A 17,842-nucleotide genomic window follows, 5' to 3' on the forward strand; every position below is an offset into this window, starting at 1 on the left:
CTCGCACGTGTCGCGGTTGCTCAGGGCGTCTGCTCCTGGGGGTGGGTCGCCAACGGCTCCACCGTCACGTCGAGCCACGGCGCCATCGGCAGCGACATCAGCGCCGCGTGCAGGGCGGTGGCGTCGGCGGCCTCGTACAACCCGACCGTCGCGTTGCGGCCAGGCACCCGCCACAGCCGCTTGAGCACGCCCTCCGCGCGCAGCTCGACAGCCCGGGTCCGCTCGGCGCGCCTCAGCTCCTCGCGACGCTCGGCCGGCGTGTCGGCCGGGAGCCGGTTCTCGGACCGCACCAGGAACTCCATCTCAGCCCACCCCGCTGGCCTGAGCGGACGCGATGGTGCCGCCGGCGGCAAGCGGGGCCGACGGGGCCGCGATCCCGATCAGCAGGTCGGCCAGCGCCTGCGGCGCGGTGACCATCGCCTCGTGCCCGGTCTCGAGCTCGTACACGGGCCAGCCGCGCTCGCGTGCCCGGTCGGCCTGGCCGCGGAACACCCGCATCCAGCTCACGCACTCGATGAAGGTCGCCGGCACCCGGTCGACCTCGTCGCCGAGGCGGAGCGCGTCGGTGTAGGTCTTCCACGGATGAGCGGTGAGGCGAGGCAGCAGCCAGTCGCGATCGTCCGGGGACTCGACCCCGAGCACCGTCAGGTCCCGCACGGGAACGAGCCACCCGAAGCCGCGCTCCCGCGCCGACTCCGCCCAGTGGTGCGCGACGTTCTCGGGCAGCAGGTCCCGTGCCGCGTCCCCGTCGTTCGCGACGAACGCGTCGAGGTACACCCGCGTCGAGATGGCGTCGGGCCGTCGATCGGCGACACCGCTGACGACCTGGCCCGCGTAGCTGTGCCCGACGAGGACGACCTCCGTCAGCCCGAGCGTGTCGACGAGCCGGGTGACGTCCTCCACGTGCGTGTCGAGTCCCACGAGGGGGGAGAGCAGGTGGCTCCTCTCGGACAGGCCCGTGAGCGTGGGGGCGTAAACCTCATGGCCGTGGCGACGGAGCCGCTCCGCGACCCGGTCCCAGCACCACCCGCCGTGCCACGCCCCGTGGATGAGGACGAACGTCGCCACGGCCACCTCCTCGTCGAGATCCGGGCGTCGGGGTGTGGGTGGGGCCTGCCGCACCTCATCCGACGCCTGTGTCGACAATATTGTTAACAGATCGCGGTGCCCGTGGTCGAGACCGTCTTCCGATCCGCAGCGGGTCGAGGCTCACGCAGGCGCGAGGGGCGGCCGATGCGGTCGTCAGTCCAGCGGGTGTGGTGCGAGCGAGGCGGCGGCCCGCCCGAGCACCGTCTTCAGCCATGCCAGCCCGGTGTCACGCTGGCGGGAGGGGTGCCAGAAGGCGTGCTCGGTGAACCGCTCGCTCTCGAACGGCGTCTCGACGACGGCGAAGTCGTCCGACGCGCACGCGCTCGCCGCCAGCGACCGCGGCATGAGTGCCCAGTGGGAGCTGCCGCGGAGCAGGTGGGGTATCGCCAGGTACGAGTGTGCCGAGGCGTGCGGGCCCGTGGAGCCGAGCGCGAGGTGCGCGTCGACGCCCGCCAGCGGCCGCAGCTGGCTGCGCGGCCCGAGCTCCGCGTGCAGCTGAGGGGAGCCCTGTAGGTCCTCCATCGTGAGCGCGGCGCGCTGCGCGAACGGGTGTGCGCTCGAGGTCACGACCACGAAGTCGTCGTCGAACAGGGGCATCGACGCGCTCGCGTACGCCGGCAGGTACACGACCGGCAGCACCAGCACGTCGCACTGAAGCAAAGCGCCGTCCGGATCCCTGATGAACGTGGTGGGCGTCGGCTCGAACGAGACGCCGACGTGCGGCGCCTCGTCCCGCAGGATCTCCATCAGCGGGGGGCCGAGGCGCGACAGCGAGTAGTCGGAGACGCAGATGCTGAACACGCGCTCCGAGGCGAGCGGGTCGAACTCGACGCCGCCCGAGAACAGCTCGCTCGCGGCGTCGTACGCCGCGCGCGCGGCCGGCCTCAGGCTCTCGGCGAACGGGGTGAGCTGCAGCTCGTTGCCCACCCTCACCAGCAGCTCGTCGCCGAAGTAGCCGCGCAGGCGGCGGAGGATGCCGCTCATCGCGGACTGGCCGATGTGGAGGCGTGCGCCCGCGTTGGTCACGTGGCGTTCCTCGAGCAGCGCGTTGAGCGCCACGAGAAGGTTGAGATCGATCGATTCCAGTCTGGCGACCACGGCGTCCTCCTTCTCGTGCGGGGAGCGTAGCAGTCGGTGATAGCGGGCATCGCGAAGAACCATTTCCGCGCGCGTGCCGTGGCTTCCTACCGTGGGGGCACCCGGAACGCCTCGGCGTGCGGGTATGAGCGACGTCGATGGCGACCAGCGCCGTCGATGGACCGACGGCAGGAGGCCTCGATGACCCCGATCCACAGTCTCGGCTACGTGGCGTTCCAGTCGCCTCGCGCGGACGAGTGGCCACGGTTCGCGACGGAGGTGTTCGGGCTCGAGAGCGAGCAGGACGAGTCCGGCGCCGTCAACCTGCGCTGGGACGACCGCATGTACCGCATGCGGATCGTGCCGGGCCCCGACGACCGCCTGCTCCACCTGGGTTGGGAGACGTCCAACCGGCTCGACTTCGCCGCCGCGATCGACGACCTGCGGGGCAAGGGGGTCGAGGTCGTCGAGGAGCCCGCCGAGCTCGCGGACGCACGCCGCGTGAGCGCGCTGGCGTCGTTCAGCGACCCGTTCGGGGTGCGTCACGAGCTCTTCTGGGGCCCCGGCCACATGGACCGCACGTTCCGCGGCCAGCGCGCGACGTCGTCGTTCATCACCGGCGACCAGGGCCTCGGCCACGCCGTGCTCATCGTCCCCGACCTGGAGATCGCGAGCCAGTTCTACGAGGGCACGCTCGGGTTCAAGTGCAGCGACATCGTCGACGTCGGCATCGGCCCCATGGCGTTCCTCCGCTGCAATCCGCGGCATCACAGCCTGGCGATCTGGGGCATCCCCGGCTCGCTCGGGCTCAACCACGTGATGGTGGAGAGCACCGACATCGACGATGTGGGCCGCGCCTACGACCTGGCGCAGCGCAGCGAGTACGAGATCAGCGCGAGCCTCGGGCGGCACGCGGGCGACGAGCAGCTGTCGTTCTACACGCGCACGCCGAGCGGCTTCGACCTCGAGTTCGGCGCCGACTCGCTCGTGATCGACGACGACGACGCCTGGAGCATGCGGCGCATCGATCGGCGCTGGGGCAACCGCAGCGAGATCTGGGGCCACCAGTTCCGGCCGCTGCCGCCGCAGAGCTCCGTGCACGCGTACCCCGCCGAGGCGCACCAGTGATCGACGTCCACGCGCACCTGTTCTTCGACGAGCTGCTGGGTACGGCCGGGGCGCTCGGGCCGGAGATCCGCAAGGTCGGGGAGGGGCGCCACGAGATCGTGGTCGGCGGCTACCGCTGGCCGATCGGGCCCAAGTCGAGCCTCGCCGAGACGTCGCGGCAGCGCGTCGACTCGCTCGACGAGGACGGCATCGACGTCCAGGTGCTGTCGCTGTCGCCGCTGTGGCTGCTCACGCACACCCCGACCGAGGTCGCACAGCCGTTCCTCCGCTCCGCGAACACCCTCATGGCGGACTGGTGCGCTCAGCAGCCGGACCGGCTCAAGGGCTTCGCCGCGCTGCCGACGGTGGACGTCGGCGCCGCCGTCCGCGAGCTCGAGTTCGCCGTGCGCGAGCTGGGGCTCGTGGGCGCCTACATCGGCACGGACGCCCGGGCGTCGCTGGACCACCCCGACCTGGACGACCTCTACCAGGCCTGCGTCGACCTCGACGTGCCGCTGTTCGTCCACTCGACCGTGCCGGGCGTCGACGGGCCTGCGGGCGATCCCCGCCTCGAGCGCTTCGACTGGCACGTGACCCTCGGGTACCCGCACGAGGAGACGCTCGCGGTCGCGTCGCTGCTCTTCGGTGGGGTGTTGGCCCGGCACCCTCGCCTGGACGTGTACGTCAGCCACGGCGGCGGGAGCTTCGCGTTCCAGCACGGCCGGCTGCGGGCATTCGCGGCGCTGCCCCGCTCGCCGATCACGGTCGAGGAGTTCGACAGGCAGTTCGCGCGGCTCTGGTTCGACACCCACGTGAACTCGGAGGCGTCCTTGGCGCTGCTGCGCGCGGTCGCGAACCCCGACCGGCTCGTGTTCGGCACGAACTACCGCGGGTGGGACTCGGGATCGACGGCCGAGGTCGAGACGATCGCCGCAAGCGTGGTCGCGAACGCAGGGGTCCTGCTGCGCGCGCCCGAGCTCGTTCCGGCGCACGGGAAGGGAAGGTCATGAGGATCGCACGATGGCAGCGACGCGACGGCACGATCGAGGGCGGCTTCATCCATGACGGCCACGCCGCGCCCCTGCCCGACGGCAGGCCCGTCGACGTCCTCATCCAGGCCGGCCTGCCGACGACGCTCGCGTTCGGACGCGAGCTGCTCGAGGAGGGCGACCGTTCGGACTGGAGGCCGCTCGACACGGTGAGGCTCGTGCCGCCGCTCGTCCCACGGAGCGTCCGTGACTTCGTGACGTTCGAGGAGCACGTCGAGGGCATGGTGAAGGGAGGGTCGCGCGACGCGACGGTGTCCGACGAGTGGTACGAGGCCCCCACCTTCTACTTCACCAACCCGCACACCCTGATCGGCCCCACCGAGCCGATCGTGCCCCCGCGGACCGCGCGGCTGGACTTCGAGCTCGAGGTCGCCGTGGTGATCGGGGCGACCCGCGAGTGCGACGGCCGGCACATGAGCGTCGAGCGTGCGGCGGACCAGATCTTCGGCTACACGATCTTCAACGACTGGAGCGCACGCGATCTCCAGGCGCGCGAGATGAAGGTCAACCTCGGCCCGTGCAAGGGCAAGGACTTCGGCACCACCCTGGGGCCCTGGATCGTGACGGCCGACGAGTTCTCCGACCGCCTCACGGACGACGGGTTCCTCGACGTCGACGTGGCGATCGAGGTCAACGGCGTGGCCTTCGGCAGCGACAACCTGTCGCGGATGGCCTGGACGTTCCCGGAGCTCATCGCCTACGCGTCGCGCGACTCGCGCGTCGCGCCGGGCGACGTGCTCGCCTCGGGGACCTCGGGCCAGGGCTGCCTCGCGGAGGCGTGGGGCCGCACGGGTGAGATCGACCCCCCGCCGTTGAAGCCCGGGGACACCGTGCGGATCCTCGTCGACGGCATCGGGGAGACGGCCAACGTGGTCGCCGAGCCCCGCGCGAGCCAGCCGCCGATCCCGTCCGCTCGGCGTCGTGAGGCCCGCCTTCACGCCCTCTGAGGGTACGTGGGGACGATGGTCCCGAGACTGATTGACATTCGTTCCTTACCGTGGACACGTACCCCGACGCCGGCGAGGCCGCCGGCTCTGATACCCCGAAAGGACGGGTCCACGATGAACCACCAGGAGCACTACGACGACGTGATGTGCGGCATCGGCGCGCTCGGCGAGCACATCCCCGGCACCATCAAGAGCTTCTTCTCGCTCCACCACGCGGCCCTCGCCGACGGTGCGCTGCCGAAGTCGACCAAGGAGCTCCTGGCGCTCGCGATCGCGATCTCGGTCCGTTGCGGCGGCTGCATCACCTGCCACGTCAAGGACGCGCTCGCCTCGGGCGCCACGCCCGAGCAGGTCTACGAGACCATCGGCGTCGCGATCCTCATGGGCGGCGGCCCCTCGGCCGTGTACGGCAACGAGGCCCGCAAGGCCGTCGAGGCCTTCGCCGGCGTCCCGGCCTAAGCACCACCTTCACGAAGGCGGGGATCCCTCCGGTCCCCGCCTTCGTCATGCCCGCCGGCAGGGCGCCCGGTCAGAGGATCGCCACCGGGTTGATGGGGGAGCCCACCGCCCCCGTGATCGGCAGGGGTGCGGCGGACAGGAGGAACTCGTAGCGCCCGGCGGCCGCGCAGGCGTCGGCGAGCTCGTCGAGGTTCCACATCTCGCCGATCGTGAGCCCCATGTTGGGGATGACGACCTGGTGGAGCGGCTGGAACGACGGCGCGTCGAACTCGTTGGGGCGGACCTCGAAGCCCCACGTGTCCGTGGCGATCGCCGCGATCTCGGTGCGGTGGAGCCATCCGGCGGTCGTGAGCGAGAGTCCCGGTGCCGGGCCGCCGGCGTAGTCGCCCCAGCCGTCGCGGCGCGTGCGGCTGAACTGGCCGGTGCGCACGACGACGATGTCGCCGCGCCGGACGATGCTCGAGGGGCCTTGGGTCGCGATCGTGCGCTCAAGGTCGGCGGCGGTGATCGCGTAGCCGTCCTCGAGCTCGCCGCTGTCCGGGCGGAGCGCGCGGCCGACGTCGAGCAGGACGCCGCGCGCGACGATGACGTCCGAGGCGTGCTCGATCCCGGTCACCCGGTCGCCGTCGCTCGTCACGACGTCGCCTGCCCTGCGGCCGTTCCACGCCACGCCGTGGTCGAAGATGTGACCCAGGCCGTCCCATTGCGTCGAGCACTGGAGGGGCATCGAGATGACGTCGTCCGCCCCGCCGATGCCGTGCGGGAATCCCTGTGCCCCGCGCTCCGCGTCCGTCCCGGTGTCGGTCATCGTGTGCACCGGGTTGGTGCGCCGCCGCCAGCCCTTCTGCGGCCCGTCGGTGTCGAACCGCTGCGCGAGCGAGATGACGCGCCCGGTCCGCACCAGCGCCGCGGCGGCGACGCGCGCGGGACCGTCGATGTGGTTGAGGGTTCCGAGCACATCGTCCGCGCCCCAGCGGCCCCAGTTGCGGTACGCGAGGGCGCGGGTGCCGATCTCGCCCTCGGGGTCGGCGCGATCGAGGTCGGCGGGGTTCTCGCTGGGCGCGGTCATGACGTCTCCTGAATCGCATCGGGGGGAAGGCGAGCGCGGTCGGCGTCGCCGACCGGCTAGAGCGGCTGCGCGAGCAGCTTGCTGACGTCTGTCATGAGCTCGGCCGACTCGCGGTTCTTGTCGGCCTCGCGCCGCCATTCGGCGATCTGCAGCGAGCTCTCGACGACGGCCTGCGCGCGCGGCACGCGGCGGGCGTAGAACTCGTCCCACAGGTCCTCGTCGAGGCGGTCCCGGCTCGCCAGGAGGTCGGCGAGGACGACGGCGTCCTCGAGACCCTGGGCCGCGCCCTGTGCGAGCGTCGGCGGGCAGCTGTGAGCAGCGTCGCCGATCAGCGCGACGCGTCCGCGGTGCCAGTCCCCGGGCAGGAAGAGCGCGCTCATGCGCGTGTAGTTGAGCGCGGACGCGCTCGTCAGGGTGGTCACGATCTCGTCCCACGGGCCGTGGTACTGCGATGCGAGCGCGCGCATCTCCTCGAGCATCTCCTCGGTCGAGAGATGGGAGCGGTCGCGGTAGTCGTCGACGATGTAGACGTACATGGTGTCGGGCCCCGTGGGGGAGTAGCCCGAGTAGTACGCCGCTCCGCCGTAGATGAGCTCGGTGCAGGTCACGCCTCGGGCCAGCGGCACGAAGGCCCGCCACACGCCGAAGTCGAGCATCTCTGGCCGCGTGCGGATCTTGAGCAGCGACCGCACCGTCGAGTGCAGACCGTCGGCTCCCACCACGAGGTCGGCCTCCCGCGTGAGCCCGCTGGCCGCGGTGACGCGGGCGTGGTCGTCATCCTGCGATATCGCCACGACGCGGGTGCCTTCATGTACCGCGACGCCGAGCTCATCCGCCCGGGTGCGGAGCACGCGCGCGAGGTCCGGCCGGTACATCCCCGCGGCAGCCGGGTACTCGGGTCCGCCCGAACGGTGCGTGTCGACGCGGAAGAGCTCGGTGCCCGTGTCGTCGGGCGCGCGCAGGACCAGGGCGTCGAACACCGACGCGTGCCGCTGCACCTCCTCCCAGACTCCCACCCGGTCGAGCATCCGCAGCGCGTTGCCCTGCAGGCTGATGCCCGAGCCGACCGGCGCGGAGGTGCGGTAGGCCTCGAGCAGGTCGACCTTGACGCCCTCGGCCGCGAGAAGGCAGGACATCGCGAGGCCCGAGATGCCGCCGCCGGCGATGACCGCAGACTCGATCGCCGTCATCGCAGCCGCTCGCCTCGGGAGGACCGCGACGTCATCGGTGGCTCTCCGGTAGCCGTGCGAGCGCTGGTTGTCACGGAGCCTCCCCGGGTGCGATGCGGCGACGTTGCTGATCGCTGTCAATCTACGAAGAGCACGGTCCCTGCGGAAACAGCGGTGCGCGATACCGGCCATGCGTCGGCACGATGCGTGGAGGGGCCTGTCGCGTCGACCGCCACGGGCCTGCGCGGCCTGCGCGCTCGTCACGATCTGCGCCACCGCATCCGAGGATTCCGCGAAGCAGGGGAGACCGGCGCTGGAGAAGGCGATCGCGCCGGCGATCGCGTCCCGCTGACGCGCCGTACGCCCGCCTCTCGCGGGTCCCGGGTCGAGCGCCGTACAATGCAGGGGCACCAGCGATCGCGCCACGGCGCGATATGCATCCGCCCACCTCGGCATCGGCACCAGCCGACGCGCCGCCGGCCCATCTGACGGGCCCGTGGAAGCGCGAGGACACCGAGGGACGGAGCCCGCATCTCCGCGGGACCCCCGGGCGGCGCCGCGTGCCGCGCCTGCGGCACGTACCGAGAAGGAGACGATGTGGCAGCAGCAGGGCAGCGACGGGCCGGTCGTGCACGCACCGGCGGCGGCACCACGCGCCGGCGCTCCGCGCGCCCGGCCGAGAAGGGTCTCATCCCCCTCCTGGCCGCGCTCGCGGGCGAGGTCGACCGCGCGGTCAAGCAGCCGCCGACGCGCGGCGCCGCGCGCACGAAGTTCCAGGTGGTCGCGCTGCTCGTGCGCGAGGAGCGCGCTCGGGTGAAGGCCGACGACTCGCTCTCGCAGACGAAGCGCGACGAGGAGTTCCGGCGCCTCGACGGCGTCGCGACCATGCTCGCCAAGATCGCCGCCCGCGACACCTCGCTGCTCACGCTGCTCGCCGACGACGCGCGCGTCACCGACTCGGCGCGCGCCTACAAGCGGACCGTGCTCGAGGCCGCCGGCCGCGAGGTCGAGGAGGAGCCCGAGCCCCCGGCCCCGGTGACTCCGCCGCCCGGCGCCGACAAGCGCGTGGTGCCGCAGTCGGCGATCTCGCGCCAGCTCGCCAACCCGTTCCTCGCCCCGGACTTCGGCGCGGCGCAGGAGCGCGCCGCCGCGCGACCCCGCCGCCTCGCCGGCTGGGAGCTGCTCGACCCGCTGTTCCGGTCCTTCGAGCAGGACGCGCCCGGCGCGCGCGCGTGCATGGAGCTGCCCGAGCCCGGCGCATCGTCCACCCCGGCGGTGCGGGTGCCGCTCGGCCGCGAGCTCATGCCGCACCAGGCCCAGCTCGTCACGGCCGCGGCCCGCGGCCACCGCACGTTCCTCCTCGCCGACGAGCCCGGCCTGGGCAAGACCGCGCAGGCGCTCATCGCCGCCCAGGCCGCCGACGCCTACCCGCTGCTCGTCGTGGTGCCCAACGTGGTGAAGATGAACTGGGCGCACGAGGTCGAGCTGTGGACGCCGCACCGGCGGGCCACCGTGGTCCACGGCGATGGCGACGAGGTCGACGCGTTCGCGGACATCGTCATCGTCAACTACGACATCCTCGACCGTCACGTCGGCTGGTTCGGCGACCACGGCTTCAAGGGCATGGTCCTCGACGAGGCGCACTTCATCAAGAACAAGGGGTCGCAGCGCTCCCAGCACGTCCTCGAGCTCTCCGAGCGGATCCGGCAGCGCACGTCGCGACCGCTGCTCATGGCGCTCACCGGCACCCCGCTCATCAACGACATCGAGGACTTCCGGGCCATCTGGCAGTTCCTCGGCTGGATCGACGACGAGAAGCCGCTCGGCCCGCTCATGGCCTCGCTCGAGGACACGGGCCTCATCCCGACGGACCGCGGGTGGTACCCCGCCGCACGCGCCGCCGTCGTCGACCAGGGCATCGTGCGTCGCCGCAAGGCGGACGTCGCCTCCGACATCCCCGCCCGCCGCGTCGCCGACCTCCCGGTCGAGCTCGACGGACCGCTCGGCCGCTCCATCCGTGCCGCCGAGGCCGCGCTCGCGCAGCGCATGCTCGAGACCTACCGCCGCGCCGTCGAGGCACGCCACGCCGACGCGGACGCCGACGGCGTCGACCTCGACCTCGCACGGCGCATCGCCGCCGCCGAGCTCAAGGACGCGAGCTCGAAGAAGAAGGGCGAGAACGTCTTCACGATGGTCCGCCAGATCGGCCAGGCGAAGGCCGGGCTGGCCGCGGACTACGCCGTGCAGCTGGCCCGCAACGTCGGCAAGGTCGTGTTCTTCGCCAAGCACGTCGACGTCATGGACCAGGCCGAGCAGATCTTCGCCGACCGCGGCATCCGCTACGCCTCGATCCGCGGCGACCAGACGGCCAAGGCCCGCAAGGAGAACGTCGCCGCGTTCACGGAGGACCCGGACGTGCAGATCGTCGTGTGCTCCCTCATGGCCGCCGGCGTGGGGCTCAACCTCCAGGTGGCGTCGAACATGGTGCTCGCGGAGCTGTCGTGGACCGACGCCGAGCAGACGCAGGCGATCGACCGCATCCACCGCATCGGCCAGTCGGAGCCGGTCACCGCGTGGCGCATCATCGCCGCGCAGACCATCGACGCCAAGATCGCCGAGCTGATCGACAGCAAGTCCGGGCTCGCCGCCCGGGCGCTCGACGGCGCGGCGGTGGACGAGGCGTCGTCGTCGACCGACGTGCAGCTCGAGGCGCTGGTCGGGCTCCTGGTCGACGCGCTCGAGGGCGAGGCCTGACGCACCGGGCGTCCACCTCTGTGTCATCGACGCCGCCTCCGCGTAGGGTGTGGTGACGCGCACCCGGCGCGCGAACCAGGAGGTAGTCGATGACTTTGCGGGGGCCGCGCCCAGCCCGGCACGCCGGCGGCGCACGATGACGCCCCGGTCGGCCCCGCAGGATCACGCCCCGGAGCGGCGCTCGTTCGAGCCGGCGGTGTTCTGGCTCGCGCTCGCCGCCTTCGTCGTGTGGACCATCGCGGTGACGACCGGCTGGGCCGAACGCACGGTCGACACCTGGCTGCCGGCCTCGTCGGTGCCCCCGCGGAGCTACCTCGGCCAGGTGCTGGAGTCCTTCTCCCTCGTCACCAGCCCGATCTTCGTGACCGTGGTGACCGCCGCGCTCGCCGCGCGCTCGTACCGCCGGCGCCAGCGCCACCTCGCGGTCGCGCTCGGCGTCGCGGCGCTCGGCATGCCGCTCGCGCAGATCCTGCGCCTCGCGATCGACCGGCCGCGGCCCGAGACCGCGTTCGCCGACTCGCTGTCCGCGGCGGGACCGTCGTACCCGTCGGGCCACGTGCTCGCGGTGACGATCCTCGTGTGGGTGCTCGTCACGGTCGCGAACGCGCAGCGGCTGTCCGTCGCCTCGCGCGTCCGCGTGCGGGTGCTGGGCGGCGCCCTCATCTTCTTCACGTGCGTGGACCAGTGGGCGATCGGCGCGGTGCGCCTGTCGGACATGGTCGGCGGTGCGCTGTTCGGCATGGTCCTCGCGTCCGCCGCGCTGTGGATCAGCGGGATCGAGCGGAACGACCTCCCGTGGCGGAGCCGCCGGGCGGCCGCGCGCTCCGGGAAGCGCGCGGCGGTGGTGTACAACCCCACCAAGGTGCTCGAGTTCGACCAGTTCCGCCGGCGCGTCGGCGCGGCGATGGACGACGCCGGTTGGGAGCCGCCCGTGTGGCTCGAGACCGAGGTGGACGATCCGGGCTACGGCATGGCACGGGACGCGCTCGCGAAGGGCGTCGACCTCGTGCTCGTCGCCGGCGGCGACGGCACGGTGCGCGCGGTATGCCAGGAGCTGGCCGGCAGCGGCGTGCCCGTCGCCATCATCCCCGCGGGCACCGGCAACCTGCTCGGCCGCAACCTTGGGGTGCCGCTCGATGAGGACGCGGCGCTCGAGGTCGCGCTCACGGGGGCGCCGCGGCCCGTCGACATGATCCGCTGGTCCGCGGGCGGCAAGGACGCGACCTTCGCGGTGATGGCCGGAGTGGGCCTCGACGCGCAGATCATGCGCGACACCGATCCCCGGCTCAAGAAGGTGGTCAAGGGCGGCGCCTACGTCGTCGCCGGATTCCGCCAGGTCGGCACCGAGCCGTTCAAGGCGCGGATCCGGGTCGACGGCCGGATGATCCACGCCGGCAGCGCGATCATGGCGCTCGTGGGCAACGTCGGGAAGCTCCAGGGCGGCGTGACCCTCTTGCCCGAGGCGCAGGCCGCCGACGGCCGCCTCCACGTGCTCGTCGCGCGTCCCAGGGGAGTGCGCGGGTGGATGCGCCTCGTCGGCACGCTCGGGCAGGACGGCCCCGGGTCGCCGATGCTCAGGGTGGCGGGCACGCGCGTCGAGGCGGAGCTCGACCGCGAGGTGCCGTTCCAGATCGACGGCGACACCGAGGGGAGCACGCGCTCGTTCTCGGCCGAGGTGCTCCCCGAGGCGCTCCTGGTGATGGTGCCGCCGCGCGCGGACTGAGCGGGGGCGGCGCACCGTTCGGGTGGCGTTCCCGCCGCGCGACGCACGATTCATGCGGAGTTCGTCACACCGCGCGACACGTGCCGCGGCCTGCCCGGCGATGAGCACGGACGCCCATAACGTGGTCACGCGGCTCCTCGCCAGTTGCCCCCCAGCCTGGCGAGGAGTCGCCCAGGCCGATGCGTGACGCGCCCGCCGGCAAAGCCCCCGCGTTCTTCGCGAACTCCCGGAATCCTCCGAGCCGCCTCCCTGCCTGCAGCGATGAGGTGGAGGTGTGAACACGCCTGAGGAGAACGCGATGAACCCGGACCTGCAGCCGCCCGTCGACCACGCCATCACCGAGACCCTCGCGGGCCCGCGCCCTCGGCGCCGCTCGGGTCTCCGCCGCGCCGCCGTCGCCGCGGCGGTGTCGGCGCTCGCGCTCGGCGGCGTCGTCGCCGGCGTCTCGGCGCGGGACACCGGCACCGTCACCACCGCGTCGGCGGGGTCCTCCGCGCTCGAGGCCGATGCGCCCGCGAGCCTGGGCGACACGTCCACGCTGCCGGCGGCGCCGTCGGCACCCGGCGGCGCGGACGCGCTCCCGTACGGCGGCGAGACGCGGCCGGGCGACGGATCGACCGCCGGGGGAGGCGCATCGTCCGGCGCGGCCGCGACGCAGGAGGAGGCCACGACGGCGGGCGACGACGAGTCGACCGGGGTCGTCCTCATCGACACCGTGCTCGGCTACGACGACGCCGAGGCGGCGGGCACCGGCATGGTCCTCACCAGCGACGGGCTGATCCTCACCAACAACCACGTGATCGAGGACTCGACCGAGATCACCGTCACCGTCGCCGACACGGGCGAGACGTACGCCGCGACCGTGGTGGGCGTCGATGCCTCCGACGACGTCGCGCTGCTCCAGCTCGACGGCGCCTCGGGGCTCACCACCGTGACGATGGACGATGACGGGGTCGCGGTGGGCGACGACGTCACCGCGATCGGCAACGCCGAGGGCGGCGGCGTGCTCATGGCGGCGGACGGCTCGGTCACGGGCCTCGAGTCCACGGTCACCACGTCGGCCGAGTTCACCTCCGCGAGCGAGACCCTCGACGGCATGATCGAGTTCTCCGCGGACGTGGTGTCCGGCGACTCCGGCGGCGCGCTGCTCGACGACGAGGGCGAGGTGGTCGGCATGACCACCGCGGCCTCGACCGGCACCGCCGTCACCACCGCCTTCGCGATCCCCATTGAGGACGCGCTCGCGATCGTCGCGCAGATCCAGGCCGGCGACGAGTCCGACGGCGTCACCATCGGCTACCCCGCGATGCTGGGCGTCGGCATCGCGAGCGACGCGCAGGTCGCGTTCGGCCCCGGCGGCCGCGCCTCCCAGGCGAGCACCGCCGAGGGCGCGCAGGTCCAGTACGTCTACGAGGGCACGCCGGCCGCGGAGGCGGGGCTCGCTGCGGGGGACACCATCACCTCGGTCGACGGCACCGCGGTGGCCAGCGGCTCCGAGCTCGCGAGCCTCCTCGACGCCTACGAGCCCGGCGACTCCGTCGCGCTGACCTGGACCGACACGACGGGCGCGACGCAGTCCGCGACCGTCACCCTCATCCAGGGCCCGGCGGTCTAGGTGGAGCGGGGCCCTGCCGTCCAGGTCGAGCCGGGCCCTGCGGGCGAAGGGGTGACCTTCGGCCGACATTCGGTGCCAGAAACGGTGACTACGATGTCTCGGCTGCCCAGAACGGGCCCCTCGAGACGTAAGGAACGCACATGCGTATCACCCACGGCGCCAAGACCGCGCTCGTCGCCGTCACCGCCGGCCTCCTCCTGACCGCCTGCGCGGCCGACTCGGACAGCGCCGCGGACGCGAGCGCGAGCGCCTCGGCCGACGCCGCCCCCGACGTCGCGACCATCGTCGCCGACGTCAACACGGTCACCGGCTGCGACACGTTCGGCGGCACCTGGGCCGGCGGCAAGGTCGCGGGCGAGGGCGTCGTCGCGGGCTGGCAGTACACCTGCGACGTCGACGGCGACGGCGAGGCCGAGACCACGCTGTCCATCTACGAGGACGCCGCCGACCTCGCGACCGATCTTCCGAACGTCGAGGCGGCCGCCGAGGACACCGCCATCGTCGAGGGCGCGGGCTACCTGGTCGCGACCTCCGACTGGTCGCACCTCGCGAGCCTCGTCGAGACCGACGTCGAGCTCGTGCGCGAGCTCCCCACGGAGTAGCACCTCCACCGTCACCAGACGCGCCGACGGCCCGGTTCCCTCCCCTCGGAACCGGGCCGTCCGCGTCTGCGGTGCGGTCGCTCAGCCGCCCGCGGCCGTCGACGTGCGCAGCAGCGGCAGGACCACCTCGTCCACGATGCCCTCGATGTCGGCGGGCCGGCCCGCGCCGTAGACGAAGAAGACCTCGTGGCGCAGGAGCGCGACGATCGCGGCGACGACGCGGCCCGGCACCGGCGCCGGGCCCAGCTCGCCGGCCGCACGCGCCCGCTCGAGGATGCCGCCCAGCCACAGCTCGAACTGCGCCATCACGAGCCCGGACACCCGCGCGACCGTCGCATCGTCCACCTCGCCGATCACTCCGCGGAACGTCTTCACGCCCTCGGGGCCGAGCCTGTCCATGATTCCCCGCATGAGCCGGACGAGGTCCTCGCGCAGCGGGCCGTCGAACGTCGCCGGCGGCGTGCCGAGCCGGGCGGTCACGAGCGCGTCGACCACCATGTCGGCGCGGTTGTCGAAGCGTCGGTAGAGGACCGTCTTGCTCGTGCCCGCGCGGCGCGCGACGCCCTCGAAGGTGACGTCCTGGTAGCCGCGCTCGCGCAGCTCCTCGAGCACCGCCGCACGGATGGCGTCGAGGAGCTCCCCGGCGCGCCGGCGCCTGGCGGGGGAGACGGCCATCGTGCCTCCTTGACGAGCGGATCCCGGACGATCGGTTGACACCCTATCGCCGACCTAAGGTACGGTACGTATCGTATCTAATAATTCTTCACATGGGGAGTCTCTGATGTCTCAAGCCTCGACGGAGCGACAGGGCTGGCGGCCCGTGATCGGCCTCGCGGTGGGCCTGTCGCTGCTGCTCAGCGCCATGCTCGTCGCCTTCGGCCTGCCCGCGGTCAGCTCGGGTCCGCACGACGTCCCGATCGCCGTGGTGGCGCCCGACGAGGCCGCCACGCAGATCACCGGCGCGCTCGACCAGGCCCAGCCGGGCGCCTTCGACGTCACGATCGCGGCGTCCGAGGACGAGGCGATCGCGATGATCCGCGATCGCGAGGTCTACGGCGCGTTCGTGGTCGGCCAGGACGGGCTCTCGGTCGACATCGCGACGGCCGCGAGCCCCGCCGTCGCGCAGGTCCTCACGGCGGTGGGCGAGGGCGCCGCGGCGCAGCTCGGCGCCCCCGCGACCGTGAACGACGTCGTCCCCACGACCGAGGACGACCCTCGGGCGATCGGGCTCACCGCGGGCGCCTTGCCGATCGCCCTCGGCGGCTTCATCGCGGGTGTGGCGACCACGCTGCTCGTGGCGGGCACCGGCCGTCGCCTCGCGGCGGTCGGCGCGTTCGCGGTGATCGCGGGCCTCGCGATGACCGCGATCCTCCAGTTCTGGTTCGGCACCTTCGACGGCAGCTTCTGGGCGACCGCCGCGGCCGCGATGCTCGGCATCATCGCCACCAGCGCGATCGTGCTCGGGCTCGAGAGCCTGCTCGGCCGTCCCGGCATCGGCGTGGCCGCGCTGCTCGTGGTCCTGCTGGGCAACCCGCTGTCGGGGCTCGCGTCCGCGCCCGAGATGCTGCCTACGCCGTGGGGCGCCATCGGGCAGCTGCTGCCGCCGGGCGCCACGGGCACGCTGCTGCGCAATGTGGCCTTCTTCGACGGCGCCGCGATCGCCACGCCGATCCTCGTCCTGCTGGGCTGGCTCGCGCTCGGTGTCGCGCTGCTCGCGATCGCCGGGCTGCGGGCGCGGCGGGCGCCGGCCGGTGAGCGCGCTGCGGTGGTCGGAGTCGACGGCCCGGCCTAGACACTGCCGGACGATGCGCGGGTCTGCGAGGTCTTCGCGTCCCGCGCATCGTCGCGCGCCCGGGCACATACTGGTGAGATCGGCGCGCCGGCGGCACCCGGTGCGCCGTCACCGCGGTCGAAGGAGGGCTCATGCGCATCCACCAGGGAACGAAGGCGGTGCTCGTCGCCGCGACGGCCGGGCTCGCCCTGGCCGCGTGTACCTCGGGCTCGGACTCGGACGCGAGCGCGGCCGCCAGCAGCGCGACGACCGCCATCTCCGCCGCCGCGGTCAATGTCTCGGGGATCGTCGACGACGTCCGCACCGCGTCGGAGTGCGGATCGTGGGCCGGCGGCAAGATGGCCGGCGAGGGAGTGGTCGCGGGCTGGGAGTACACGTGCGACGCGGACGGCGACGGGACGCCGGAGGCGACCCTCTCGATCTACGTGTCGCAGGACGATGTCGACTCGGACCTCGCGACCGTCGAGGCGGCGTCCTCCGACACCGGCATCGCGACGGGGGACCACTTCATCTTCACGACCACCGACGAGGCCCAGCTCGCCGCGATCGCCGACCTCGGCGGGGAGGTCGTGCGCGAGGTGCCGTAGCGGCGCGGGATCGCTCTAGATGTAGTGCCCAGGCAGGTTGTTCAACCTCGTGATGGGCGGGACCTTGCCGATGGCGGAGTGTTGCCGGTGGTGGTTGTAGAAGTGCAGCCAGGCCGGTAGTGCGGCTCGGCGGGCTTTTTCGGAGTTGTAGTGCTTCGAGTATGCCCAGCCGTCGGCCAGGGTGCGGTGGAAGCGTTCGATCTTGCCGTTGGTCTGCGGTCGGTACGGCCGCGTTCGCCGGTGCTTGACGCCCAGGTCCCGGCACGCGTCGCGCCAGGCATGGGACTTGTACGCGGGCCCGTTGTCGGACAGCACGGCTTCGACGTGCACGCCGGCGGCGGCGAACCATGCGACCGCACGGACGAGGACGCCGATGGCGGTGGCCGCGGTCTCGTCGTCGTGGATCTCGGCGTATGCGACGCGGGAGTGGTCGTCGATGACGGTGTGGACGTACGCATGCCGCATCAGGGGGTCGCGGTACTTGGACTTGGCCTTGCCGGGTGTCGCGGCGCGGTTGCGGTCTCCTTGCTGGCGTCCGACGTAGCGCCAGCCCCCGCCATCAGGGACGTTGCCGAGCTTCTTCACGTCGACGTGGATCAACGAGCCCGGATGGTCGTGTTCGTAGCGGCGGATTACCTCACCCGTGCGGACGTCGACGTGGGACAGCCGGTTCAGTCGGCACCGCTTGAGTACGGCATACACGGTCGATGCGGGCACGCCGGTGAGGGAGGCGATCTCGACCGGCCCACGCCTGGTCTTGATGCGCTTGTGCACGATCTTGCGCACCAACGGTTGCGGGGTCT

Annotated in this window: 17 protein-coding genes; 10 read left to right on the forward strand and 7 right to left on the reverse strand. The window is 72.5% G+C overall.

Annotated features, from left to right (window positions below):
- Positions 1-20 precede the first annotated feature (20 nt).
- From AOM07_RS11080 to AOM07_RS11090, 3 genes are all read right to left on the reverse strand, one after another.
- On the reverse strand, positions 21-302 hold the full coding sequence (locus AOM07_RS11080) for a muconolactone Delta-isomerase family protein (protein ID WP_062313783.1): 282 nt from the start codon (positions 300-302) through the stop codon (positions 21-23).
- Position 303: 1 nt separating this feature from the next.
- On the reverse strand, positions 304-1,068 hold the full coding sequence (locus AOM07_RS11085) for an alpha/beta fold hydrolase (protein ID WP_062313785.1): 765 nt from the start codon (positions 1,066-1,068) through the stop codon (positions 304-306).
- Positions 1,069-1,242: 174 nt separating this feature from the next.
- Positions 1,243-2,187: a LysR family transcriptional regulator gene (locus AOM07_RS11090; protein ID WP_062313787.1), complete on the reverse strand. Its 945-nt coding sequence runs from the start codon at positions 2,185-2,187 to the stop codon at positions 1,243-1,245.
- 180 nt (positions 2,188-2,367) lie between these two features.
- Between AOM07_RS11090 and AOM07_RS11095 the strand changes: the two genes are divergently transcribed.
- From AOM07_RS11095 to AOM07_RS11110, 4 genes are all read left to right on the forward strand, one after another.
- Positions 2,368-3,294, forward strand: coding sequence for a VOC family protein (locus tag AOM07_RS11095; protein WP_062313789.1), 927 nt, complete (start codon positions 2,368-2,370; stop codon positions 3,292-3,294).
- The gene (locus AOM07_RS11100) at positions 3,291-4,283 is read left to right on the forward strand and encodes an amidohydrolase family protein (protein WP_062313791.1); all 993 of its coding nucleotides are present in this window, start codon (positions 3,291-3,293) and stop codon (positions 4,281-4,283) included. Before AOM07_RS11095 ends, AOM07_RS11100 begins: the two co-directional genes overlap by 4 nt.
- Positions 4,280-5,269 (forward strand): fumarylacetoacetate hydrolase family protein, encoded by a 990-nt coding sequence (locus AOM07_RS11105; protein WP_062313793.1) that lies wholly within the window; start codon positions 4,280-4,282, stop codon positions 5,267-5,269. The genes AOM07_RS11100 and AOM07_RS11105 overlap by 4 nt, the downstream gene beginning before the upstream one ends.
- A 114-nt stretch (positions 5,270-5,383) precedes the next feature.
- Entirely contained in the window at positions 5,384-5,728 is a 345-nt protein-coding gene (locus AOM07_RS11110; protein ID WP_042214126.1) for a carboxymuconolactone decarboxylase family protein, read from the forward strand.
- A 70-nt stretch (positions 5,729-5,798) separates the two neighbouring features.
- On the opposite strand, the gene AOM07_RS11115 is transcribed toward AOM07_RS11110, so the two are convergent.
- Both AOM07_RS11115 and AOM07_RS11120 read right to left on the reverse strand, forming a co-directional pair.
- Positions 5,799-6,797 (reverse strand): cyclase family protein, encoded by a 999-nt coding sequence (locus AOM07_RS11115; protein ID WP_062313796.1) that lies wholly within the window; start codon positions 6,795-6,797, stop codon positions 5,799-5,801.
- A gap of 56 nt (positions 6,798-6,853) precedes the next feature.
- Positions 6,854-7,987, reverse strand: coding sequence for an FAD-dependent monooxygenase (locus AOM07_RS11120; protein ID WP_062313798.1), 1,134 nt, complete (start codon positions 7,985-7,987; stop codon positions 6,854-6,856).
- Positions 7,988-8,563: 576 nt separating this feature from the next.
- On the opposite strand from AOM07_RS11120, the gene AOM07_RS11125 reads away from it, so the two are divergent.
- From AOM07_RS11125 to AOM07_RS11140, 4 genes are all read left to right on the forward strand, one after another.
- Complete coding sequence (locus AOM07_RS11125) at positions 8,564-10,720, forward strand: DEAD/DEAH box helicase (protein WP_062313800.1); 2,157 nt, start codon at positions 8,564-8,566, stop codon at positions 10,718-10,720.
- A gap of 136 nt (positions 10,721-10,856) precedes the next feature.
- On the forward strand, positions 10,857-12,443 hold the full coding sequence (locus AOM07_RS11130) for a bifunctional phosphatase PAP2/diacylglycerol kinase family protein (RefSeq protein WP_084830266.1): 1,587 nt from the start codon (positions 10,857-10,859) through the stop codon (positions 12,441-12,443).
- A 274-nt stretch (positions 12,444-12,717) separates the two neighbouring features.
- Positions 12,718-14,058, forward strand: coding sequence for a S1C family serine protease (locus AOM07_RS11135; RefSeq protein ID WP_228374442.1), 1,341 nt, complete (start codon positions 12,718-12,720; stop codon positions 14,056-14,058).
- A gap of 140 nt (positions 14,059-14,198) precedes the next feature.
- Positions 14,199-14,660, forward strand: coding sequence for a hypothetical protein (locus AOM07_RS11140; protein WP_062313807.1), 462 nt, complete (start codon positions 14,199-14,201; stop codon positions 14,658-14,660).
- Between the two features lie 81 nt (positions 14,661-14,741).
- Here AOM07_RS11140 and AOM07_RS11145 read toward each other — a convergent pair whose 3' ends face one another.
- Positions 14,742-15,335: a TetR/AcrR family transcriptional regulator gene (locus AOM07_RS11145; protein WP_062313809.1), complete on the reverse strand. Its 594-nt coding sequence runs from the start codon at positions 15,333-15,335 to the stop codon at positions 14,742-14,744.
- A gap of 106 nt (positions 15,336-15,441) precedes the next feature.
- Here AOM07_RS11145 and AOM07_RS11150 point away from each other — a divergent pair, with 106 nt between their 5' ends.
- Both AOM07_RS11150 and AOM07_RS11155 read left to right on the forward strand, forming a co-directional pair.
- Entirely contained in the window at positions 15,442-16,452 is a 1,011-nt protein-coding gene (locus AOM07_RS11150; protein ID WP_062313810.1) for an ABC transporter permease, read from the forward strand.
- 131 nt (positions 16,453-16,583) lie between these two features.
- A complete protein-coding gene (locus AOM07_RS11155; RefSeq protein ID WP_062313812.1) occupies positions 16,584-17,039 on the forward strand; it encodes a hypothetical protein in 456 nt (151 codons plus the stop codon).
- A gap of 15 nt (positions 17,040-17,054) precedes the next feature.
- On the opposite strand, the gene AOM07_RS11160 is transcribed toward AOM07_RS11155, so the two are convergent.
- A partial coding sequence (locus AOM07_RS11160; RefSeq protein WP_062313835.1) for an IS481 family transposase occupies positions 17,055-17,842 on the reverse strand: 788 nt, incomplete at its 5' end.

The organism is Demequina rhizosphaerae, from assembly GCF_000971255.1.
Lineage (GTDB): Bacteria > Actinomycetota > Actinomycetes > Actinomycetales > Demequinaceae > Demequina > Demequina rhizosphaerae.

Bases quoted from the DNA above. Each gene is read 5' to 3' on its own strand.
- AOM07_RS11145 (WP_062313809.1), bottom strand. From the start codon at position 15,335: ATGGCCGTCTCCCCCGCCAGGCGCCGGCGCGCCGGGGAGCTCCTCGAC.
- AOM07_RS11080 (WP_062313783.1), bottom strand. From the start codon at position 302: ATGGAGTTCCTGGTGCGGTCCGAGAACCGGCTCCCGGCCGACACGCCG.
- AOM07_RS11155 (WP_062313812.1), top strand. From the start codon at position 16,584: ATGCGCATCCACCAGGGAACGAAGGCGGTGCTCGTCGCCGCGACGGCC.
- AOM07_RS11110 (WP_042214126.1), top strand. From the start codon at position 5,384: ATGAACCACCAGGAGCACTACGACGACGTGATGTGCGGCATCGGCGCG.
- AOM07_RS11150 (WP_062313810.1), top strand. From the start codon at position 15,442: ATGTCTCAAGCCTCGACGGAGCGACAGGGCTGGCGGCCCGTGATCGGC.
- AOM07_RS11120 (WP_062313798.1), bottom strand. From the start codon at position 7,987: ATGACGGCGATCGAGTCTGCGGTCATCGCCGGCGGCGGCATCTCGGGC.
- AOM07_RS11095 (WP_062313789.1), top strand. From the start codon at position 2,368: ATGACCCCGATCCACAGTCTCGGCTACGTGGCGTTCCAGTCGCCTCGC.
- AOM07_RS11140 (WP_062313807.1), top strand. From the start codon at position 14,199: ATGCGTATCACCCACGGCGCCAAGACCGCGCTCGTCGCCGTCACCGCC.
- AOM07_RS11105 (WP_062313793.1), top strand. From the start codon at position 4,280: ATGAGGATCGCACGATGGCAGCGACGCGACGGCACGATCGAGGGCGGC.
- AOM07_RS11130 (WP_084830266.1), top strand. From the start codon at position 10,857: ATGACGCCCCGGTCGGCCCCGCAGGATCACGCCCCGGAGCGGCGCTCG.
- AOM07_RS11115 (WP_062313796.1), bottom strand. From the start codon at position 6,797: ATGACCGCGCCCAGCGAGAACCCCGCCGACCTCGATCGCGCCGACCCC.